The organism is Nostoc sp. XA010 (assembly GCF_020829625.1).
Classification (GTDB): Bacteria; Cyanobacteriota; Cyanobacteriia; order Cyanobacteriales; family Nostocaceae; genus Nostoc.
Genome location: NZ_JAIVFX010000021.1, coordinates 16,788 through 38,651 on the forward strand (window position 1 = coordinate 16,788; position 21,864 = coordinate 38,651).

A 21,864-nucleotide genomic window follows, 5' to 3' on the forward strand; every position below is an offset into this window, starting at 1 on the left:
GCGAAAGTCCCTACCTTCTCTGCGATCGCTTGCATTGAGCACTATCGTTTGCGAGGTGCTTAGAATAGCACCTCGTAAACCGTACCGCTTGGTGATGGCAAAGCCCTAATTCTGATTAAACAACCACAAAATTATTTTTGGTTAGTGCTACTCCACCAGATAATTCTGCAAATTGTACCTGAGTAAACCCAGATGCACTGCCATCAAGGTCAAAGAAAAGTCCACCTGTAGCGCTGTTGTAGATAAATCGTTGAGTGTTAGTGGTTGCAGATGTTCCGAGGGTAAACTGATTAGCTGAGAGTGTACCTGATGATAACCCGCCACCAAAACCAGCAGCCGATATCTGAATCAGTTCATTAGTCGCGTTGAAGTCATACAGTCTATCGATGCCTTCATTGAAACTATTGAAAGCAAAGGTGTCAGTACCATCTCCTCCAATTAGGCTATCATTACCACCATAGCCCCCAGAGAGCGTATCATTGCCATTGCTCCCCACAATCAAGTCATCAAATTGTGTACCTAAGATGTCTAATCGTTCGATAGACTTATAGCTAACATGATTCGTGCCCACTGTAATTGAGCCAATGTTAGTAGTAGCATTGAATGTCGAAGTGATTCCCTCAATGGGATCATAAAGATAATAGGAGCCGGCATAGCAGGATAATAAATCGTCACCTGTCCCCCCATCAACCGTTTGAGTTACTGAATCAGTCACGGAAGAATAGGGGACACTATCTGGGGATATGGTGCTTATATAAAAGGAATCATTGCCTTTGCCCCCAGAGAGGAAGTTATTGGCTATTGAAAGGGTAGCACTCAAGTAATCGTCGCCAGCGCCACCGTTGAGGGTGTTATTGCCTAAGGAGGGGACAGCTCCGTATGCGTCGGTGCCAGAGGCGTCAAGAGAATCATTGCCATCGCCACCACAGAGTAAGTTATCGCCGGATGAAATACCAGCACTCAAGCTATCGTTACCAGCGCCACCGATGAGGGTGTTATTGCCTGAGGAAACAAAAAATGTGTATCTGAAATCATCACCAGAGGCGTCAAGAAAATCATTGCCATCGCCACCATTGAGTAGGTTATCGCCCAGTGAAGCCTTAGTACTCAAGCTATCGTTACCAGCGCCACCATTAAGAGTGTTATTGCCTGAGGATCTAAAAACCCCACCGAATCCGCCGGAGTTATCAGGAAGGTAAGAGGCGTAAAGAAAATCATTGCCATCGCCACCATTGAGTAGGTTATCGCCCAATGAAGCCGCAGCATTCAAGCTATCTTTACCAGCGCCACCGTTAAGGGTGTTATCGCCTGTTGAAAATTTAACATTCAAAGTATCGTCACCAATACCACCAACAAGGGAGTCATTCCCCACATTACCAATGAGCGTGTCATTGCCCACACCACCAATGAGAGTATCATTCCCTGTACCACCCCGCAGCAAATCATTGCCACTTTTACCGTCGATTTTGTCATTACCCCCCTGACCATTAATTACATCATCTGAATTATCTAAACCAGTAATGTTGTTATCAAGGTCATTAAGGAAGGTCACCGTATTCTTGATGCTTAAGCTAGTATCTGTGGAGTTGGCATTAAAGACATGAAAGCTGTCGGTGATACTAGTTTGCCCATTAAACAGGATATTGCCGATGGCTGGTCTTGCTCCAGAAGCTTTCAAGTTCTGCAAGTTTTCTAATTTGAAGTTTTGCAGGATGACTTTGGTAAGAGGCACACCTCCATTACCAAAGTTTTCAAAGGTGATTTCCAGATTACTGCCATTCTGGATTAGCAACAGATTTCGGGCAGTGAACAAGTCATAGTTTTGGAAATTTAGGGTGTCCACTTCCGCAATGACTCCTGCTGTTGGATTTGTTCCTTTACCGACGCCACCGAAATCAGTGATAGTATCAGTTTTATTAATATAGACGTCGTAGTCGTAAACAAATTGATCGTTACCGCCACCACCAGTTAGGGTGTCGTCGCCCCCGTTCCCTGTAATAGTATCGTTGCCTGCAAGACCGTTAATCGTGTCCGCTAAGTTGCTGCCCACTAAGGTATCATTACCCTTGGTTCCAATGATATTTGCCATAATCTTTTATTACCTAAATAAATCGATTTTTTCACTAACTTAAGTTCTCAACCTGCTATTTGTGCTGTTTTCGGGCACAAAACTTTGCCGAAATTGACGTTTTCGGCATACTTTATACCTCAAGAGTGAGGAACAGTAATACTCATCAAAGATTCACCTTATGAAAAGGCTTTTCGATAGCACTTATCTAACTATCAAAGGACAACAACATAATCCTGTATTAACTATATACTACCTATATACTACCGGAATTTAAACGTCTTTGCTTGAAGACAAATCGAGAGCATATTCTTCGCATTATTTGCTGACCAATGTAAGTACAAGTACTTTTATTTATTTTGTAAAGCGGTGCGTAAGCGTTCGCGTAGCGTCTCGTAGAGAAGCTCGTCGTAGACATCACTGGACTAGTCAAGCACCCTTGAAGCGGATAATATATATCATTCCCGTTGTTCTGCCAGCCTTCTATTTGCCCCCTCAGATCAAAGTCCATGACTGAAACTTCCCCTAAACCCATTGCAACAACTACTCCTTTACCTGCAAATGAGGTAGAACGCTTAGAGGCACTGCGGCAATACAATATTCTCGACACCCCAGCAGAACCAGCTTTTGATCGCATCACCTCCTTGGCAGCACGCTTATTTAATATGCCGATGGCGCTGGTTTCTCTAGTCGATGAATCGAGAGGCTGGTTTAAATCTGCCTATGGTTTTGATCTGCGGGAAGTGCAGAGAGATGCAACTATTTGTAACTTGGCGTTATTATCCGATGAAGTTTTAGTTATTCCCGATACTAGGCAAGACAATCGTCTTGTCTGTAATCCATTTGTACAAAATGAACCGGGTTTGCGGTTCTATGCAGGTGCCCCTTTGCTGACCCAAGATGGCTTTAACTTAGGCACTCTTTGTTTGTTAGATACACAACCCCATGATCCCTTAACTGATGAGCAAAAAGCCATCCTGGCGGATCTTGCCGCAATGGTGATGGATGAACTAGAACTGCGACTGGCGGCGCGTAAAATTGCTCAAATCGATGCAGCCTTAGTAGAAGTGACTCAGGGTGTTTCTGTTGTAACGGGTGAAGCATTTTTCTTGGCTTTGGTACAACATTTGAGCAAAGTGCTGGGGGTTGATTACATTTATATTGGTTTAGTGAAGGGAGATAACCAGGAAGCAATTCAGGCGATCGCCACCTGCGCTAAGGGGCAAATAATCGACAACTTTACATACCTGCTGCGTGATACCCCTTGTCAAGAAGTACTCCAGAAACGAAAATTGTGCTGCTATCCCCATCGAGTCCAAGCCTTGTTTCCCAACGCGCCTCTTTTTGAACCTCTAAAGGTGGAAAGCTATGTAGCGGTTCCATTTTTTGATACAACGGGCGTACCCCTTGGATTACTGGGCGTGATGGATGGCAAGGCTTTGACAAATGTTCAGCTTGCAGAATCACTACTGACTATCTTTGCCTTACGCATCGCCACCGAACTGGAGCGACAGAAAACAGAAGCAACACGGCAACAAGCCCAGTATGAGTTGGAGCGTTTAGTTGAACAACGAACGGCTGAATTATCTCAAGCCAACGCATTACTCCAGTTGGAAATTGCGGAGCGCCAGCAAGTCGGCGCATCCCTGGAAAAAGAACAGGAGTTACTCAGAGTGCTACTTGATAATGTACAGGTAGGAATTGTTGCGTGTAATGCCGAGGGGATTTTAACCCTATTTAATCGAGCAGCGCGAGAATTTCATGGCTTGCCAGAGCAACCACTGCCACCCGATCGCTGGGCAGAGTATTATGACCTGTATTTGCCCGATGGCAAAACGCGGATGCCCAAAAACGAGATCCCGCTATTTCAAGCATTACAGGGGCAGACGGTCAAGAATGTTGAAATGGTGATTGCGCCCAAACAGAAAAGGGCAAAGACGCTGCTTGCTAGTGGACAGGCGATCGCCGATAGCCAGGGCAAAAAACAGGGGGCAGTCGTCGTCATGCATGACATCAGCGATGTCTACGACGAGCTTCGCTTACGCAAACTTGCCGAAGCCGAATTACTGATTTCCGATGTTGCCTTGCAGCAAATGCCCGATGCGATTTTGTTAACAGATTTGGAGGGTAAGATTCAACGCTGGCTGGGCAATGCCGAGCAAATTTTTGGCTATACTGCCGCAGAGGCAATCGGCAGACCCGTTAACTTTCTTCATCACCCGGATATTAAACCGACGATGACGGCTGGAATTATTCAGTCTATTCAGACAACAGGAGAGTTTTGTGGTGAAATTCCTTGTTTGCGAAAAGATGGTTCGCTAGTACCGATTGAGACAACAGCCAAAACCGTGTACGACAAAGCCGGGAATCCCGTCTTTTTGATTGGTATCAACAAAGACATTACTGACCGCAAACAGGCAGAAGCGGAACGCGCCCAATTAATGCGGCAGCAAGTTCAAGAGCAAACTGCGCGTTTAGAAGCAGAAACCGACCAGCAGCGCTCGGCATTTCTGGCAGAAATCAGCACAGCCCTGGCAGCCTCCCTTGACTATGAACAAACCTTGAACAACGTTGCCAATTTAGTAGTGCCGTTCTTTGCGGATTGGTGCGCGATCGACCTGCTGCAAGAAAATCAATTCATTCATAGAGTTGCTGTTGCTCACCGCGATGCAAAGAAAGTGGAATTTGCCTGGAAAATTCATCAGCAATATCCTAGACAAATCGACGCAATGGAGGGAGTACCCAAGGTGCTGCGAACTGGGAAAACCGAAATGGCCGCTGAAATTCCAGATGCGGCATTGGTGACGGTGGCTCAAGACGCTGAACATCTGCGAATCTTGCGCGAACTGGGTTTAAGGTCTGGCATTATCTCGCCATTGATTGCCCGTGGACAAATTTTAGGGGCAATTTCCTTTGTCACGGCTGAATCCGATCGCCGTTATGATGAAGCAGATATGGCGTTAGCAGAAGACATTGCCCATCGAGCTGCGATCGCCATTGATAATGCCCGCCTCTACCGGGAAGCACAGCAGTCTGCCGAGCGCATTACTCGGCTTCAGTCTGTGACGGCTGCTTTTTCCGAATCCCTAACTCCCCTCCAGGTGGCAGATGTGATTGTAGATCAAGGGATTGCCGCTCTGAGTGCTAACTTTGCCCTTGTTGCGTTAGTAAATGAGACTGGTACTGAACTCGAAGTCATTCGAGTTGTGGGCTGTGAACCGGAGCAAATGAACGGTTGGCAGAGGTTCTCCCTCAACGATCCAGTGCCCTTAGCAGAAGCTGTGCGAACCGGAAAGCCCATTTGGGCAGAACCATCAAAAACACGAGCAATCCGCTATCCGCACCTAACTGAACAGTATAAGCGGCATCATTTCGATGCCTGGATTTCCATTCCCCTGATGATTGAAGGTCGAGCAGTCGGTGGCATGTCCTTTGGTTTCATCCAGGCGCAACAATTGGATGGAGAGCAGCAAATGTTTATTTTATCGCTGGCACAGCAATGTGCCCAAGCGATCGCCCGTACCCGGCTCTATGAAGCAGAACAAACAGCAAGAAGTACAGCAGAAGCTGCTAACCGCGTCAAAGATGAATTCTTGGCGGTATTGTCCCATGAATTGCGAACACCGCTTAATCCAATTTTGGGTTGGTCTAAATTGCTTCGTAGTGGAAAATTAGATTCCGTAAAAACAAATTATGCCTTAGAAACAATTGAGCGCAACGCTAAACTGCAAACCCAACTGATTGAGGATCTTTTAGATGTCTCGCGCATTTTGCAAGGTAAGCTCAACCTTACCAAGGTTCCTGTTAACCTGGCATCGACAATTCAATCGGCACTTGAAACCGTGCAGTTAGCAGCAGAAGCCAAATCGATTCAAATTCAAACTATGCTTGATTCAGAAGTTGGGCAAATCTTAGGAGATTCTACCCATCTTCAGCAAGTTATATGGAATCTACTTTCCAATGCAGTAAAATTCACTCCCGAAGGTGGACAAGTCAATATTGCTTTAGAGCGTGTTGGCTCGCAAGCTCAAATCCAAGTTAGCGACACTGGCAAAGGCATTCATCCAAATTTTCTACCCCATGTGTTTGAATATTTCCGTCAAGCAGACAGCACAACCACGCGCAAGTTTGGCGGATTAGGGCTAGGTTTGGCAATCGTCCGTCATCTGGTTGAACTACATGGAGGAACCGTGCAAGCAGATAGTCTAGGAGAAGGGCAAGGTGCTACATTTACAGTCAAATTGCCATTGATGAAGGCGGATCAAACAAAACATCAAAATGAAAGCATTTCCTCGCCACCGACTCTTGACACCGCGCCCCTTAAAAATACGCGGATTTTGCTTGTTGATGACGATGCAGATACGCGGGATTTGATTGCGTTCATCTTAGAGCAAAGCGGTGCGATCGTTACTTCAGTCACCAGGGCAACTGAAGCACTGCAAGTCTTTAAGCAAACAAAATTTGATTTATTGATCAGTGACATTGGAATGCCTGACATGGATGGCTATATGCTGATACAACAAATCCGAACAATGCCAACAGAGCTTGGTGGAAAAGTCAGGGCAATTGCCCTCTCGGCTTATGCTGGAGAAATTAATCAACACCAGGCACTTGCGGCTGGGTTCCAACAGCACATATCTAAACCTGTAGAGCCAGAGAAATTGCTAAAAGCAATTATGACCTTTGTTGGAAACTAGCGATCGCTGAAGAAGTTTAAGCTGTAAGTACGATCAGATAATTTTACTTAAAGGCCACCATAGTTTGAGGAAGCCACTGCGTTGGATGGGTTTTTCGACAGAACTAGTAGTGTGTCAAGAAATAATTGACGAATAAATTTTCTGTAGAGACGGCGATTTATCGCGTCTCTCCAACCGTCAAAATGGGTTTGACAGACCACTAGGCAAAGCGAGTCATATATCCTCCATAAGTAACTGGCGAACTCTTACCCTTGTGGAGAATCCGCCCGCAGGGTAAGGCTTATCGTTAGATATCACCTCATCTGCCTGCCTCCTGCCCCCTGCTCCCTGCTCCCCTGCCCCCTCTGCCCCCTACCCCCCTGCCTCTCTGGAGTAGCTCACTAAAATGCTGCTGTGACTGGATTTTGAAATTACATCCGGATTACACAAGTGCAAGGTAGTTTATGTATAAAAAAGAGATTGCTTTGCATGATTAATCAAATTGTCACTTTAGAATCTTGTTGGCATAGTTCTGTACCGTGGGGAAAAGACATGCCACCATTAGCAGTTCAAATCCTGGAAAAAGTTTTCTTATCAAACTCTGATATATCAGGCTACTGTTGTGGTGTCCAATGGGAGAGACAGGAATGGATTTATGCCATTGTCTGCTGTCGTGAAATACTCTATTTGTCTCAAAAAGAATTTTCTGGAACAAACTTAGTCGAAAAAGCTCCAGTTGCTACACCAGCTTTTAAATTGGGCGATGTGGTGGAAGTTGATTTTAGTGAAGAACCATCACGTCGGATTATTCAAGGGATTTTTAGCCTGAAAAACAATTGGCTTTATGCAGTAGAATGGCGTTCCCCAATTTTGGAAGAAATGGCATCGGCTCAAAGTAGAATTATCTGGCTTGCGGATGTGGACTTAGTAAAAGTGAATGCATGACTATGTTTTTGGAGTTGTACCAAAAAAGTTAGTGCGTTCATCCGAGTCTGCGGTTAATCGTTTAGGTTGATTTCCTATTGCTGGGATTGAATCTAAATAGTGAGTCAACCAAATCCCAAATCCGATATTGCTTTCCAAAGATTGCATCATCGCTAATGTTCAACTTTGGGCATTTACAGTAACTTTTATAGTTAGGCGGTGCTAATTCTAAAATTAGACCTACAGGTTGTAGAAAATTAGCCCTTGTTTTGTATAAATTGAAAGATACAATAACAGGCTAAAATTTCAACTCATGCTACATCGTATATCAAAGTATGGAGTGATTTGTATCACTCAACCACATCATGCCTGGCTTTCAGGACAGTTAGCACGAGCTTGGGGAAATGAGCAATTTGGTCAGTTTGTCCCCAAGGAAGAAGTTTCTCTGGCCGCAGAACAGCATGACATTGGTTGGTTGCGGTGGGAGCAGCAGCCTACGCTTAATCCCAAAACTGGCTACCCTTACAAATTTACAGAATTGGCAACTGAGGTGCATATAGACATTTGGTCGGGTGCTAAACAGCTAGCACTTCCTTTAGGTAGATATGCAACGCTACTGATTTCATTGCACGGTACAGGATTGTATGAAAGATTCACAAGTTGGCAAAACTCAGAGAAGTCTACTCAAATTGTTCAGGATTATTTGAAAAACGAGTATGCTTTTCAAAACAAGATTATTGAACTTCTTAGAAAAGATGAATATTATGCACCTTATGTAATGTCAGAGGTAATAGAGCGCAACAAAAAGCTAGTGGCAACATGGGATGCACTTTCGATAATTTTATGTGAAGGAAAAACTGGAGAACACTATGTTAATCAAGTCCCAACGACTAATGGTACAACTAGATTAAAGTTAAGTTTGACAGAAGATAAAGAGCATCATACAGTAATCATGTCTCCTTGGGTATTTGAGCAAAGCGAAATCAAGCTGGTCTATGAAGGACGCCTTTTGCAAGAAACTTTTAGGGATGAAGCAGTGATGCGAGAGGTTTTGACAAGTGATAGTTGGGTAACTCTAAGCACTACTTTGATACCAGGCTAACGGATGAGATTTTGAATAACTTACTGCACCTTCAATAAATATCGCCGCTTTCCTGTCTACACCCATCACAATTCGCGTGCTGTTCAAAACACCCAGTATGGATTTAGGTCTGTTTAGCTTAATGCTCACATCGTATTGGTTGTAAAGTATCGGAGAAAAGCTATTGATGCAGAAATTTTAAAAAGACTCAGAGAAATAATTGCAGATACTCTGAAAAAATGGGACTGTGAGTTATTGGAGTTCAACGGCGAAGCAGACCACGTACACTTATTGATTGACTATAGGACTCATATTTGATTTTTGAACAAAACTCAGTACACCTTTATTCCTTCTTCCCAGTCCCCAGTCCCCAGTCCCCAGCAGGGCAAACGCATCTAAAGTATAAGAATCCTTTAATAGCAAGGGTTTCAACGTTTTTAAATTTAGCCTATTTTTTCGTCAAGATCCTTATCCAGCAGGGGTTTCAGAAATGCCGTGCGTTCGCCCTGCAGTCCCCAGCCCCTTACCTCTACGAGTGATTCAGAAATCAAATCGGATTGCTATATAAACCTGATAAACCACTCTCAACACTGATTGGAAATATCAAAACAGTCAGTAGTAGACTAATACGTAAAGACTTCCCCTGCTTGGCTACAAAATACTTCAATCAACTTGCCCTATTTCTGGACTGGTGCGTATTTTGTAACTAGTTGTGGTGGTGTCACAATTAAAGAATTACGTTGAGAACCTTTGAACTTCCAAAACAATGATTCGCTACGCTTAGTGTTATATTGGTCGCAATTCATCGTCCCGTTAAGCTTCGCTGTAATGGGAGTCCTCTCGCTCCATTTAGATAGGAATCCGATGTCTGCTCCTTGCCCATCGCCGCAGTAATAGCATTAAGCCAGATATTATTTCCAACCTTATTTTCCAACAATATAGGGAAGAAAAACCCGTCGTACTTCCGATGCACCCCGCAGACTTGGCTCGATCATCGCTGTGAACCATGATGGATCGCCCTTGAGGAAATGAGCATGGAGATCAACGAACTGTCCATAACGATTGGCAATTTCTTGAATTACAGTATTCATGCGCTGGAGGTTCTGGCGAGCGATCGCTGGTTCAACACCCAAAAAGTTGCGTTTGTCATCCCCCAAGGTGGGATCGTACACATTACCTAGCAGAACAGGACGGATTGGCAACTCCTGCACAAATGTGTCGAGGGTATTAGCAAAAGTTGCGATTCCTGCACCGGAATCTCGAATTAACCCCCGTAATAAATCGTTACCACCGATAGTGATGAGTGCGATCGCCTTTCCTTCCACTCGCAATCCTTGCGCCTGAGTTAGCAAACCATCAACCGTTGCACCATCACGGGCACGATGTTCTAGACGAGCCGGTTGGCGTGATTTCAGGTCTTGACCTTGAAATTCTGGAAACAGGCGATCGTCATTCTGGACGAGGAGTTGCCCTGGATGAACCCCATACTCGTTATATCGTCCGCAATCTAAAATTGAGTCCCCAAAGGTATATAGCGTCAGCATTGCTTGCTCCCGTCGATTGCAGCCCAAGAGAGTCAGGAAACTTGTTTTTCCAGCTACTTGAATAAACCGTCGTCGTGTAGGTTTAAACGGAGCCATGATACTCTCCTGTTTGTTCGACGCTAACATGAGCAGATGGTAGACAATATGAATCAGAAGATGGATCTAAGTACAGCTTTACGTAAAATTGTAGCGTTTTTAATGCAAGGGGACGCATTGCCATTGTCAGCCGATGCATTGCCATTGTCAGTCGATGCATTGCCATTGTCAGTCGATGCATTGCCATTGTCAGTCGATGCATTGCCATTGTCAGTCGATGCGTTGCCATTGTCAGTCGATGCGTTGCCATTGTCAGTCGATGCATTGGCATTGTCAAATTTAATTCGTTACGAATTAATGAAATGCTGTACTAAGTATAATTAGCGATCAGACACGAGAAATAGAATATCTGATGGGGTTATGGAAAATGAAACCTGTCCGAGTCTATATGTCAAAGTTTTTGGTATTTAGCGCCTACGCTGTGATTATTGTTGCGGCTTTCTCGCAATCTGGCTGTGTGCGCGAGAAAACGAAAAAAATTGTCGGATTTTCGCAAACAGAGAACATCGGCCCGTGGCGCATCGCTGAAACGAACAGCATCAAAGAGGAAGCTGCCAAGCGTAAGAAAACTTACGATTTCCTGATGACGGATGCTCAGGGACAGACATCGAAGCAATTTTCCGACATCGAAGATTTAATCGCCCGACAAGTCGATGCCATATTTCTCGCGCCACGCGAATATGAGGGTCTTACACCTGCTCTCGAAGCAGCGAGAGCGGCAAAAATCCCGGTGTTTCTCATCGACCGTGAAGCTGCGGGAAGACCAGGCGAGCATTTCGTCAGCTTTCTCGGTTCGGATTTCATTGTCCAAGGCCGCCGCGTTGGCAAATGGCTGGCTCAGGCTACTAATGGTAAGGCGTCTATTGTGGAACTCACTGGAACAGCAGGGTCATCGGTCGCAATTGATCGGGCAAAAGGGTTTCGGGATGCGATCGCCAGTTATCCCAACATGAAGATCATCGCTACCCAGACGGCGGATTTTTCGCGGGCTGCGGCAGTACGTGTAATGGAAAACATCATCCAGGCTAAGGGTTCTGATATCACCGCAGTGTATGCCCACAATGACGAAATGGCATTGGGTGCGATCCAGGCTCTCAAGTCCGCAGGCATGAAGCCTGGCAAGAATGTGATCGTCGGTTCAATCGATGGTCAGAAAGCCGCACTTGAAGCGATTATCCGTGGTGAACTTGGCGTGAGTGTCGAGTCAAACCCGCGTTTTGGCCCACTTGTTTTCGCTACGATGGAAAAGTATTTTGTCGGCACAAAGATTCCTCCTAGAATCATTCTTGAAGACAGACTCTTCGACGTGACAAACGCTAAAGATTTTGTGGATGAAGCATACTAGTACAACCCAAAAATGACGGGTGAAGCCAGGCAGGGGGAGCAGGGGAAGCAGGGGGAGCAGGGGGAGAAAAGAACTTGATTTTTTTTATACCATAAAACCCGCAAAGTTGCCTTGGCAGACTACTAGTACCGCAAGGCGGAAGTCAAAAGTCACGGATAATTGTATTTCAAGCTATTGCGCCATATAAATTAAAGAAAAGATAGCCAGGAAATATGTTGAACCTGGACGATGAATAAAACAAATGACTATGGGGTATCAGGACAACAACTAGGTAAAGCCGATGATTCAGGCGAATCGAACTGTCTTGTGCATGAGGGACATAAAGAAAAGTTTTTCCGGGGTGTCGGCGCTCCGGGGCGTGGATTTTGAGCTAAAGGCAGGCGAGATCCATGCGCTGGTCGGAGAGAACGGTGCTGGCAAATCGACACTCATTAAAATCATGACGGGAGCCTATCGACGAGATTCGGGTGTTATGGATTATGGCGAGAGTCCGGTTACATTCCAGAACCCGACCGAAGCGCAGGCGGTAGGCATCGTAGCTGTCTACCAGGAGATTCAGCTTGTGGGTTTCCGAACTGTTGCTGAGAATATTTTTCTTGGCAGAGAGCCGCATCGCTTTGGGATTATTGACAGACGGCGCATGAATACCGAAGCATCAGAGATATTGGAGCGCCTGGGGTTGGATATCGACCCACGCTCAGTAGTTGATTCGCTCAATATTGCCCATCGCCAAATGGTGGCGATCGCACGCGCCATATCCTTTGGTGCGCGGGTGCTTATCCTTGATGAACCCACGAGTTCGCTTACAGAAACCGAAGTTTCTGTTCTTTTTAACGTCATGCGGCGGCTAAAGTCGGAAGGGACAGCCATCGTTTACGTCAGCCACCGTTTTGAAGAACTCTACGCGGTGTGCGATCGCGTCACAGTTCTGCGTGATGGGTGCAACATCATAACGCAATCCTTAGCAACGCTCAATCGCCTGGAACTCGTTTGTTCTATGCTGGGTCGTGAGCCAGAAGAGGTGAGCAAAGGAGTCACGGCGTTTGCAGGGCGATCGCAAAATGCAGTAAATCGGCCAGTGCTGCTCCAGGCGGAAGCTCTCAAATATAAGAAACGGCTCAATGGTGTCTCGATTGAAATGCGACATGGGGAAATCGTTGGGCTTGCGGGTTTGCTCGGCTCTGGTCGAAGTGAAACAGTGCGTACTCTGTTTGGCGCGGAACCACTTGAGGGTGGAACTGTAAAGCTCGAAGGTAATCTTCTATCCCTGCGTGATCCTCATGATGCGATCGACGCTGGGATAGCTTTTCTTTCAGAGGATCGCAAGGCGGACGGCATCATCCCTGAGCTTTCGGTGCGAGAAAACCTCACCCTCGCTGCACTACCGAACCTTACCCAATGGGGCATCGTCTCCAGAAAACGACAGAATGAGCTTGTCGATCGTTTCATGCAGCGCCTTGGAATTAAGGCGACTAGCGCCGAACAGAAGATCCACGAACTATCAGGCGGCAATCAGCAGAAGGTTCTTCTGGCGCGATGGCTGTGCAAGAATACAAAACTTCTTCTCCTCGACGAACCGACTCGCGGTATTGACGTTGGTGCAAAGGGCGAGATCCAGCGCCTTATCGCCGAATTAGCAGAGCAAGGGCTGGGGGTTGTCATGATTTCATCGGAAGTGGAAGAGCTAGTTGAAGGTTCGCAACGTGTTATCGTCCTCCGTGACGGGCAGTCAATTGCAGAACTCAGTGGCGAGCAGAAGAACATAAAGGCAATTCTGCACGTAATGGCGGAAGGTGCAGATCGTCAGGAAGCCGTGAAACAGAGCAGCACAGATAATGAATAGCAAGAAGCCTGACCTGAGTTGGAAAAACCTGTGGAACCCAAACTTCGGTGCCCCGGCGGCGCTCCTAATTCTTTATGTTGCGAACGCCGTTTTCACTCCGCGTTTCGCTACAGTTAGCAACACGTTAAACATGTTGCTCCAAGTATCCACCACAATGTTTATTGCCGTTGGCATGACATTTGTCATTGCCTCGCGTGGCATCGATCTGACCGTCGGCTCTACTATGGCATTAGTTTCAGTTGTTGTGGCATTACTTATTAAGTATGGAATTACTGTTGCCATTTCGTTCGCCTTGTGCTGTGCCCTGTTGGTTGGTCTAATCAATGGCTTTCTCATCTCACGTCTGAAACTTGACCCCCTGATCACTACCTTGGCGGCTCTGATCTTATGGCGTGGGGTCGCTCAGGTGATCGGGGACGGTCAGCTTGTTCCCTTCACCAATCCCACATTTGAAGCGCTCGGAAAGGGCTATCTCGGTTTTATACCAATTCAGGTTGTAATTGCGGCAGTCGTCATTGCAGGAGCCTTCTTCTGTATCCGCTCTACGCTTTTTGGGCGTCAGATTGTTGCAGTCGGAGGCAACGAGAAGGCCGCAAGGCTGGCGGGCATCCGTGCAGAACGCGTGAAATACATTGTCTATATAATTAGCGCCCTGCTTGCGGGACTGGCCGGACTCGTGGAGACGGCGAGGCTTGGTTTGGGCGATCCTAGCAAGGTCGGTGTCAACGCGGAATTCGAGGCGATCGCAGCCGTTGTTGTTGGCGGTACGCCCTTCTCCGGTGGTCGCGCGAATATACTCGGCACTGTTGTCGGAGCGCTGATTATGCAGGTAATCTCGACAAGTTTCAACATGCTCCTGATTCCCTTCACCTGGTCATTAGTTTTAAAATCCGTAATCATTCTTTTCGCGATTTTTTTACAGCGTCCTAAGGAGGTTTAACGCATCATGGCTGCTACAAAGTCTCTTGCACTTGCTGGGAAGCGTCTCGCCAGATTCCTCACTTCGCAGGGCGTGCTGCTCATGCTCCTTAGTTTGGCTGTTTTCGCATCGTTTCGTTATGAAACCTTCCTGACACCTCTTAATCTCATGAACATCATGCGACAGAACAGTATGCTAGCGATCGTGGCGCTGGGCATGACTGTCGTGATCCTGAGCGGAGGAATCGATCTCTCCGTGGGTTCCCTCGTTGCTCTAGGCGGTGTCATCGCGGCATTGCTTGCTGGACAAGGAAGCTTTATAGCAATTGTTGGCGGCATTGCCAGCACCACCTTGCTTGGTGTGGTAAACGGTCTTCTTGTGTCTCGCGCGAGGCTCCAGCCGTTTGTTGTTACATTATTCACCGCAAGCGCGGCACGGGGGCTAGCGTTGAGCATCACCGAGGAGAGGTCGATTGCTGTATCATCGACAGCATCAGGACTTGTTTGGCTGGGTAGAGGGTTTATTGGTTTCGTTCCTGTCCCCGTGCTTATAGTTGCGCTCTTATATTTTGCAGCCTGGTTTATGCTGCACAGAAGCCGATTAGGGTTGCATGTGTTGGCTATCGGCGACAACGAGGAAGCCTCCCGGCTGATGGGCGTAAACCCAAACCAAGTGAAACTTGCCGTCTACACGTTTAGCGGTATGCTTTCAGGGCTTGCTGGTGTTGTTCTCGCGGGTCGTCTAGGGGCGGGTCAGCCTGTGGCTGCCTTTGGCTGGGAAACGGATGCGATCGCTGCGACCGTCATGGGAGGGACGTTTCTCGCAGGGGGTCAGGGGAGCGTGTTTCCGACGCTTATAGGTGTCCTTCTCTTAGGAATGATGTACAACCTTCTGAATCTCGAAGGGACTATTACTCCGTGGTGGCAACTCGTGCTTCGCGGTGGCTTTCTACTTATGGTCGTGATCTTCCAGCAGCGCATCGCCCAGAGGGGGTAATACCAATTCAATTAATGATTTCAAACACATCCTTGGGTAAAGACGCGATTCATCGCGTCTCTACAGATGGTCTATTTGTCGCATTCTTTTTTCAAATTGGTATTACGCTCTACTTGCAAGAGCTTCCGTCTTCCCTGTAAGAACTTCCGCCTTCACGTTTCAGTGTTTCGCGCAGCCTGCAAGAGCTTCCGTCTTCCCTGTAAGAGCTTCCGCCTTCACGTTTCAGTGTTTCGCGCAGCCTGCAAGAGCTTCCGTCTTCCCTGTAAGAACTTCCGCCTTCACGTTTCAGTGTTTCGCGCAGCCTGCAAGAGCTTCCGTCTTCCCTGTAAGAACTTCCGCCTTCACGTTTCAGTGTTTCGCGCAGCCTGCAAGAGCTTCCGTCTTCACGTTAGCAAAAACATACTTGCGTTACACCTATTTTCACGTATATAAAATATACTTTTGCAGTACAGCAGTACTGTGTGCTGCTAACCGCCGTCGGTACGCCGGAGGTTATAAAAAACGCCTGTGGAGAACTTGTCAGTCCTGGATTTTTTCAGGCAGAGATCGTTGAAGCAGGAATCACGCGACTTCAAGTCGTGTGAGGTTCAATAGACATAGAAGGGAAAAAGAATGTAAAGACGTAGTAGTGCTACGTCTCTACAAGGGTTCTGGGTAACGCATATTTTATTTCTGGAGATGTCTATTGGCGATCGCTAGAAATATTATTAGTATTCAGCAACACACTAGCTCCTGGGCACTTATGACTACTAGGGCACAATCAGCACTGGGCAAGGGGAAAGATTAATCACGCGAGTGGTAACACTATCATCCGCTCCCTCTTCAGTCAAGCCTAACCCCCGACAGCCCATGATAATTAAATCGGCTCCGATTTCATCAGCAACATCGCAGATAGTAAAAGCTGGTTTACCCCGCCTTTCTAGGATTTCGGATTGAATTCCTTGCCCAGAAAATAAAGATTGGGCATTTTCCAACAGCTTGGCAACTACCTCTGGTGACACCATCGGATCTGCACTAGGCGCATCTGGAGGTGGCGCATCTGGAGGCGGTTCTTCTACTACAGACAGCAGCACCAAGCGACTGCCGTACTTTTTGACTACATTGGTCACTACATCAGCAGCTTCCCGCGTTTCCCGGCTTTGATCAATAGGAAATAGTACTGTCTTAAATATCTCTGTCACTTGGGTACCCCTGACTCCGGTAAAATCTTGATGGTTCTACTTTCAAAACAATAACAAAAAGGCAATCAGGAGAGTTTGGTGTGTCCAAAAAAAGTTTAGCAAGTTTATCTTCGGCTGATATATCTGGGAAACGTGCCTTAGTGCGGGTTGACTTTAACGTGCCTGTGGACGATCAAGGCAACATTACCGACGATACTCGCATTCGCGCAGCTCTACCAACCATCAAAGATTTGACGCAGAAGGGTGCTAAGGTCATTCTCGCAAGTCATTTTGGGCGTCCCAAGGGTGTGGATGACAAATTACGCCTAACTCCCGTTGCCAAGCGTCTCTCTGAGTTACTAGGGCAAGAAGTCGTTAAAACTGATGACTCCATTGGTGATGAAGTTGCAGCTAAAGTTGGCGCATTGCAAAATGGCCAAGTGCTGTTACTAGAAAATGTCCGTTTTTACCCAGAAGAGGAGAAAAACGACCCAGAATTTGCGAAAAAGTTGGCAGCTAATGCTGATTTTTATGTAAATGATGCTTTTGGTACTGCACACCGCGCCCATGCTTCTACTGAAGGTGTGACTAAATTTCTTAGCCCTTCTGTGGCTGGATATTTGGTTGAGAAGGAATTGCAATATCTGCAAAATGCTATTGAAAATCCCCAGCGTCCTTTGGCGGCAATTATTGGCGGTTCCAAGGTTTCCAGCAAAATTGGCGTGATTGAAACGTTGCTGGAGAAGTGCGACAAACTAATTATCGGCGGTGGAATGATTTTCACCTTCTACAAAGCTCGTGGTTTAAATGTCGGTAAGTCGTTGGTAGAAGAAGACAAGCTAGAACTAGCGAAGTCTTTGGAAGCTAAGGCTAAAGAACGGGGCGTTGCTTTATTGCTTCCCACAGATGTGGTATTGGCAGATAACTTTGCCCCTGATGCCAATTCTCAAACCGTTAGCATTGAGAATATCCCAGATGGTTGGATGGGTTTAGATATTGGCCCAGACTCAGTAAAAGTTTTCCAAGATGCCCTTGCAGATACCAAAACGGTAATTTGGAACGGGCCAATGGGTGTGTTTGAGTTTGATAAGTTTGCGGTAGGTACGGAAGCGATCGCTCATACCCTCGCCGAAATTAGCAAAACTGGCACAACCACCATCATTGGCGGTGGCGACTCAGTAGCGGCTGTGGAAAAGGTTGGTTTAGCCGACCAAATGAGCCACATCTCCACCGGTGGCGGCGCTAGCTTGGAGTTGCTTGAAGGCAAGGTATTGCCTGGAATTGCGGCTTTAGATGATGCGTAACTAGGGACTGGGGATTGGTGACTGTGGACTGAAGAAAGGAATAGGGTACAGGTTTCAGGGTACAGATTATTCCCTATCACCTGTCACCTTTCCCCTAACTCCAATACTCAATACCTAATACCCTAGCCCCAAGCCCCTAAATTATTAGATATCCAACCTAAATGGCTGGGATAGGCACAAACATTACAAGTGTAGACACGCAGTGAGTTGTCGTCAGTCATCGCTTAAGATGGTCTAACCTATTCTGAAGGTCTTTTTGACATCGAACGCTGTCAAACGCCCCACCCAAAGAATGCGATGTGGCTTGTAACTAACCGAAATAATCGGTTGAAACATACGGCTAATTGACTGTACCCTGTCTCCCCGGCACAGCCGAACTGTTTGTAGGGAGAAGAATTTGAATCCATTTCACGAGAGTGAATAACGATTTAAGTTTATTTCTACCGTCACGGACAAACCACTTTTTCTTATTTTTCAACAACTAGTGTTGCGGTCAATAAATGTCATGTCTTCGCACCCCACCCATAAAGGGATGGGGTTTTACCTCGATCAATAAACAATTACGAGGGTAGATGCGTTGGCGTTCGCGTAGCCTCTCGTACACAAGTAGCTTGCTCCAGCATTTTCCCGCTTATAGAAAAGTGAAGTTGTTACTATCAAGTGTGAGACCTACTACGCCTTGCAGAATACCTATGATTTCATCTTGCTCTGCTCCTTGTTTGTCTAAGAAGATTCGTGTGTTGCTTCCAACAGATTGCAAGAGGTAGTCTTGTGGAGTTCCTTGGAGTTCAATTATATCTTCACTAGGGTTGAAGTCAGTAATAGTAGCCAAGTCCCCAAAACCAGGATTCGTAATGTTGTTATCGTCGTAGAAAACATTTGCAGCGTCACCCAGGATAAATATATCTGCCCCAGCCCCACCTGTGAAGCGATCAGTTTCCCCTATTCCAGGTGGAAGCGGACTACCAGGGAAAGCACCAATAAGGATGTCGTCTCCAGCCCCGCCATTGAGTACCTCATTGCCTGGCCCGCCTTGTAGGCTATCATTGCCGTTGCCACCATTGAGGATATCATTGCCATCGCTACCATCTAGAGTATCATCGCCTCCTCCACCATTTAAAGTGTTGTTAGAAGTATTACCAAAAATGAAGTTGCTAAGATTGTTACCTGTCCCGGTGATGTTGCCACCTTCCCTGAGCGTCAGGTTTTCCAGATTGGCGCCTAGTGTATACGAGACAGAAGACCGGACGGTATCTGTGCCTGAATTCGCAGCCTCTGTAATAGTATCACGAGTAGTGTCAACGAGGTAAGTGTCGTCGCCTGCTCCCCCATTCAAAGTGTCAGTACCCAAGCCCCCATCAAGTGTGTCATCGCCATTATTACCGGATAATCGGTTATTTTGCCTGTCACCAACAATGCTGTCATTTGCATTTGTGCCGATGACATTATCAAAGTTGACTGCTGTAAATGACAATCTTCCCAAGCCAGGAACATTGTTGGCAGCCAGACTTTGGGTTTGCAGGTTAACAGTGATAGATACCCCAGGCAAAGATTGGGATGTATCTATAGTGTTGTTAGCAACATCAGGATTAGCAATAACCCTTTCTACTCTAAAGAGTTGGTCTTGTCCAAATCCCCCAGATTTTTCAATTGTTCCAACACCTGACAAGGTAATGACTTGATCTAGTTGACTGTAGTCTGCGGTATCATTGCCATCTCCGCCATTAATGCTGTCATTACCCTGACTGGCTATGAAGGTGTCATTGGCTGCACCACCTATTAGAGTGTCGTTTCCTGTGCCACCATCAAGTGTGTCATTGCCATTTCCACCGATTAGACTGTCGTTTGCCGTCCCACCTGCGAGGGAATCGTTACCATCTGCACCATTTAAAGTGTCGTTACCGGAGGTACTATTGGCATTACCACCACTAGCCCAACCAACTATCGTGTCATTTCTCGAAGTCCCAAAAAGATTGTCAGCACTTGCTTTGCCGAAAAGAAATGCCATGTTATTTCTCCTGAATTTCTCACTAATATGTAAGTTCAGCCTCAGTCAAAGAACTATTCATTAGTTCAATGTAGATTACTTGCCATTTGCGTAATCTATAGCAATCCGAGTCAGATTTTTTGGTAGCAAATCTTTTTTTATACCAAAAAATAATTTTCTATTAAAGAAATGCATTTTAATATGCATTTCATTTATTTAATTCATATAGGAATCTAGAATTTATGTAAAACTTAATAATACTTAAGCATTACATAATTATTCGGTCGGTTTAGCCGACCAAATGAGCCATATCTCTACCGGCGGCGCTAGCTTGGAGTTACTTGAAAGCAAGGTATTGCCTGGAATTGCGGTTTTAGATGATGTTAATAGCCATCTTTAGAATTATGTAGAGACTTTATTGATCGAGCGTAAAACCCCATTCCTTAATGGGTGGGGATGTAAGCGAGCCAGGCACTATGGTAAAATACGAATACCTATCTCAGACATGACATTAAATAGGGGAAAAACTGTGGAGACTAAATGCCTGAAATTACAATCTTTAATTTAACAACGTTCTTATGCCACACTGACTTCTAGCGTATAAGAAAAATCAGGTCTAGAGCTGCTACCAGACAAAGTTCCGCCATCTTCAGGCAAGAAAGGAAATTTACTCACTGAAATGGAGTATGTACCCGCACTCAACGAACTGGTAATTAATGACGAATTGACCATCTTCACAAGGAAATGCATCCACTGCTAGCATCAAACTGAGGTCAAGCACACCTTGAAAGGGCTAGTACTAATCTTTTTGCTATGCGATCGCACGGAAAGTGAAATTATGTCTTTTCTAATCCTTCTCGGATTTTGGCCTTTTTCTACCAAACAAACTAGTCATACTTAATCCAGTAACCAACAATCCCAATAGTCCTAGTCCGTTCAAAATCGGGTAGATTCCCTGTAAACCAAATATTTCACCACGATGAATCGAAAGCAGTAGACTACGCCCTACTCCCAGGTTAGCTGACCACTCACCTACCAGCGTAGCTGCAATTCCAGTTAACAATGTTACAGCAAGCGGTAAAGCCAAAATAATTGCCAGAGTCCGGTGGTACTTGCGAAATGAACGCATTATCCAAAATCTCCAGGGAAACTATAGCACTTTGCTATTTGTTCAAAGCCAGATATAAAGACTGTTTTCTTAGTATCTTTTGTCTTTTGACCAAAAAATAATTTGGATGCAGAGCAACTAAATTCATTTATGGGATTCAAAATTATTGACTTTTGACTTCCCCATTCGCGTAGCGTCTGTCTGCGACACGCTGTGCGAACGCAGAGAAGGGGCTAACTTCTGCTCTATCTTAGCTTTACCTCACTTTTTAGAAACACTGGCGATATTTGTGTCAAGTGTTTGTAACCCTTTAAGAGCTTTCGCTTTATCTTTTGCCTTCAGCGCACCCTTCACCTGAGTCGCAGTATCTTCGATTACATTATAGGTTTTTGAAGATTTAGTTTTGATACCATCCTCAACCTTAGACCAAGAGTTTTCAAACTTATTAAATTCTTGTTGAGCTTTGTCATAGTTTCCGCCTTGCACCGCAGTTTTGGTATTTGAAACTACACTGACCAAAGTCTTAAAACCTCCCTGTGTAGCAACAGTTGTTTTGGATACTACTGTCCCCGCAGTACTTTCAGTGGCAGCAGGAGTCTGGGTAGTAGATTTTTGATCGCTATTGCATCCAACTAATGTCAGTAAGGCAATTGCAGTAACGGGGATGATGTAGATTAAGGGTTTCATAAGACCTCTTGAATAATGATAAATCGCCAAATACCGACGGTATCAGCTACTATATCAGCTAAAGTTGTTGGAGATATAGGAAGATTTGATGCAGCTTTTGGTTCAGCCTAACTTTGTAATATTCTA

Annotated in this window: 17 protein-coding genes and 1 pseudogene; 10 read left to right on the top strand and 8 right to left on the bottom strand. The window is 45.8% G+C overall.

The window, feature by feature from the left end; translation table 11 throughout:
- Positions 1-115 precede the first annotated feature (115 nt).
- Positions 116-2,089 carry a calcium-binding protein gene (locus LC608_RS24680; RefSeq protein ID WP_229556087.1) on the bottom strand — a complete coding sequence of 658 codons (1,974 nt, stop codon included), beginning with the start codon at positions 2,087-2,089 and terminating at the stop codon, positions 116-118.
- A gap of 488 nt (positions 2,090-2,577) precedes the next feature.
- Between LC608_RS24680 and LC608_RS24685 the strand changes: the two genes are divergently transcribed.
- Together LC608_RS24685 and LC608_RS24690 are read left to right on the top strand one after the other, a co-directional pair.
- Positions 2,578-6,765, top strand: coding sequence for a GAF domain-containing protein (locus LC608_RS24685; RefSeq protein ID WP_229556088.1), 4,188 nt, complete (start codon positions 2,578-2,580; stop codon positions 6,763-6,765).
- A gap of 468 nt (positions 6,766-7,233) precedes the next feature.
- A complete protein-coding gene (locus LC608_RS24690) occupies positions 7,234-7,689 on the top strand; it encodes a DUF1392 domain-containing protein (protein WP_229556089.1) in 456 nt (151 codons plus the stop codon).
- On the opposite strand, the gene LC608_RS24695 is transcribed toward LC608_RS24690, so the two are convergent.
- Complete coding sequence (locus tag LC608_RS24695; RefSeq protein ID WP_229556090.1) at positions 7,690-7,839, bottom strand: hypothetical protein; 150 nt, start codon at positions 7,837-7,839, stop codon at positions 7,690-7,692.
- A gap of 142 nt (positions 7,840-7,981) precedes the next feature.
- Here LC608_RS24695 and LC608_RS24700 point away from each other — a divergent pair, with 142 nt between their 5' ends.
- Together LC608_RS24700 and LC608_RS24705 are read left to right on the top strand one after the other, a co-directional pair.
- Positions 7,982-8,770 carry a DUF3891 family protein gene (locus LC608_RS24700; protein WP_229556091.1) on the top strand — a complete coding sequence of 263 codons (789 nt, stop codon included), beginning with the start codon at positions 7,982-7,984 and terminating at the stop codon, positions 8,768-8,770.
- A gap of 129 nt (positions 8,771-8,899) precedes the next feature.
- Positions 8,900-9,052 (top strand): annotated as a pseudogene (locus tag LC608_RS24705) (transposase); the annotation flags it as partial.
- Between the two features lie 620 nt (positions 9,053-9,672).
- Here the strand turns inward: LC608_RS24705 and LC608_RS24710 are convergent.
- Complete coding sequence (locus LC608_RS24710) at positions 9,673-10,389, bottom strand: SGNH/GDSL hydrolase family protein (protein ID WP_229556092.1); 717 nt, start codon at positions 10,387-10,389, stop codon at positions 9,673-9,675.
- On the bottom strand, positions 10,376-10,654 hold the full coding sequence (locus tag LC608_RS24715; protein ID WP_229556093.1) for a hypothetical protein: 279 nt from the start codon (positions 10,652-10,654) through the stop codon (positions 10,376-10,378). Before LC608_RS24715 ends, LC608_RS24710 begins: the two co-directional genes overlap by 14 nt.
- A gap of 102 nt (positions 10,655-10,756) precedes the next feature.
- On the opposite strand from LC608_RS24715, the gene LC608_RS24720 reads away from it, so the two are divergent.
- The 5 genes from LC608_RS24720 (at position 10,757) to LC608_RS24740 (ending at position 15,492) form a co-directional block, all read left to right on the top strand.
- Complete coding sequence (locus LC608_RS24720; RefSeq protein ID WP_229556094.1) at positions 10,757-11,734, top strand: ABC transporter substrate-binding protein; 978 nt, start codon at positions 10,757-10,759, stop codon at positions 11,732-11,734.
- A 228-nt stretch (positions 11,735-11,962) separates the two neighbouring features.
- A complete protein-coding gene (locus LC608_RS24725) occupies positions 11,963-12,103 on the top strand; it encodes a hypothetical protein (protein WP_229556095.1) in 141 nt (46 codons plus the stop codon).
- Positions 12,093-13,577, top strand: a complete 1,485-nt coding sequence (locus LC608_RS24730; RefSeq protein WP_229556096.1) for a sugar ABC transporter ATP-binding protein — start codon at positions 12,093-12,095, stop codon at positions 13,575-13,577. The genes LC608_RS24725 and LC608_RS24730 overlap by 11 nt, the downstream gene beginning before the upstream one ends.
- Positions 13,570-14,517 (top strand): ABC transporter permease, encoded by a 948-nt coding sequence (locus tag LC608_RS24735; protein ID WP_229556097.1) that lies wholly within the window; start codon positions 13,570-13,572, stop codon positions 14,515-14,517. The genes LC608_RS24730 and LC608_RS24735 overlap by 8 nt, the downstream gene beginning before the upstream one ends.
- 6 nt (positions 14,518-14,523) lie before the next feature.
- A complete protein-coding gene (locus tag LC608_RS24740) occupies positions 14,524-15,492 on the top strand; it encodes an ABC transporter permease (protein WP_229556098.1) in 969 nt (322 codons plus the stop codon).
- A 749-nt stretch (positions 15,493-16,241) separates the two neighbouring features.
- On the opposite strand, the gene LC608_RS24745 is transcribed toward LC608_RS24740, so the two are convergent.
- A complete protein-coding gene (locus LC608_RS24745) occupies positions 16,242-16,664 on the bottom strand; it encodes a universal stress protein (protein ID WP_229556154.1) in 423 nt (140 codons plus the stop codon).
- Positions 16,665-16,753: 89 nt separating this feature from the next.
- On the opposite strand from LC608_RS24745, the gene pgk reads away from it, so the two are divergent.
- Positions 16,754-17,956, top strand: a complete 1,203-nt coding sequence (gene pgk, locus LC608_RS24750; protein ID WP_229556099.1) for a phosphoglycerate kinase — start codon at positions 16,754-16,756, stop codon at positions 17,954-17,956.
- Positions 17,957-18,587: 631 nt separating this feature from the next.
- On the opposite strand, the gene LC608_RS24755 is transcribed toward pgk, so the two are convergent.
- The 3 genes from LC608_RS24755 to LC608_RS24765 all read right to left on the bottom strand — a co-directional run bounded on the left by LC608_RS24755 (position 18,588) and on the right by LC608_RS24765 (position 21,738).
- Positions 18,588-19,964 (bottom strand): calcium-binding protein, encoded by a 1,377-nt coding sequence (locus tag LC608_RS24755; protein WP_229556100.1) that lies wholly within the window; start codon positions 19,962-19,964, stop codon positions 18,588-18,590.
- Positions 19,965-20,790: 826 nt separating this feature from the next.
- On the bottom strand, positions 20,791-21,072 hold the full coding sequence (locus LC608_RS24760) for a peptidase (protein ID WP_196525661.1): 282 nt from the start codon (positions 21,070-21,072) through the stop codon (positions 20,791-20,793).
- Positions 21,073-21,312: 240 nt separating this feature from the next.
- Positions 21,313-21,738: a DUF4363 family protein gene (locus tag LC608_RS24765; RefSeq protein ID WP_229556101.1), complete on the bottom strand. Its 426-nt coding sequence runs from the start codon at positions 21,736-21,738 to the stop codon at positions 21,313-21,315.
- Positions 21,739-21,864: the final 126 nt, after the last annotated feature.

Coding starts and splice junctions, on each gene's coding strand:
- LC608_RS24680 (WP_229556087.1), bottom strand. CDS start 2,089: ATGGCAAATATCATTGGAACCAAGGGTAATGATACCTTAGTGGGCAGC.
- LC608_RS24685 (WP_229556088.1), top strand. CDS start 2,578: ATGACTGAAACTTCCCCTAAACCCATTGCAACAACTACTCCTTTACCT.
- LC608_RS24690 (WP_229556089.1), top strand. CDS start 7,234: ATGATTAATCAAATTGTCACTTTAGAATCTTGTTGGCATAGTTCTGTA.
- LC608_RS24695 (WP_229556090.1), bottom strand. CDS start 7,839: ATGATGCAATCTTTGGAAAGCAATATCGGATTTGGGATTTGGTTGACT.
- LC608_RS24700 (WP_229556091.1), top strand. CDS start 7,982: ATGCTACATCGTATATCAAAGTATGGAGTGATTTGTATCACTCAACCA.
- LC608_RS24710 (WP_229556092.1), bottom strand. CDS start 10,389: ATGGCTCCGTTTAAACCTACACGACGACGGTTTATTCAAGTAGCTGGA.
- LC608_RS24715 (WP_229556093.1), bottom strand. CDS start 10,654: ATGCATCGACTGACAATGGCAACGCATCGACTGACAATGGCAACGCAT.
- LC608_RS24720 (WP_229556094.1), top strand. CDS start 10,757: ATGAAACCTGTCCGAGTCTATATGTCAAAGTTTTTGGTATTTAGCGCC.
- LC608_RS24725 (WP_229556095.1), top strand. CDS start 11,963: ATGAATAAAACAAATGACTATGGGGTATCAGGACAACAACTAGGTAAA.
- LC608_RS24735 (WP_229556097.1), top strand. CDS start 13,570: ATGAATAGCAAGAAGCCTGACCTGAGTTGGAAAAACCTGTGGAACCCA.
- LC608_RS24740 (WP_229556098.1), top strand. CDS start 14,524: ATGGCTGCTACAAAGTCTCTTGCACTTGCTGGGAAGCGTCTCGCCAGA.
- LC608_RS24755 (WP_229556100.1), bottom strand. CDS start 19,964: ATGGCATTTCTTTTCGGCAAAGCAAGTGCTGACAATCTTTTTGGGACT.
- LC608_RS24760 (WP_196525661.1), bottom strand. CDS start 21,072: ATGCGTTCATTTCGCAAGTACCACCGGACTCTGGCAATTATTTTGGCT.
- LC608_RS24765 (WP_229556101.1), bottom strand. CDS start 21,738: ATGAAACCCTTAATCTACATCATCCCCGTTACTGCAATTGCCTTACTG.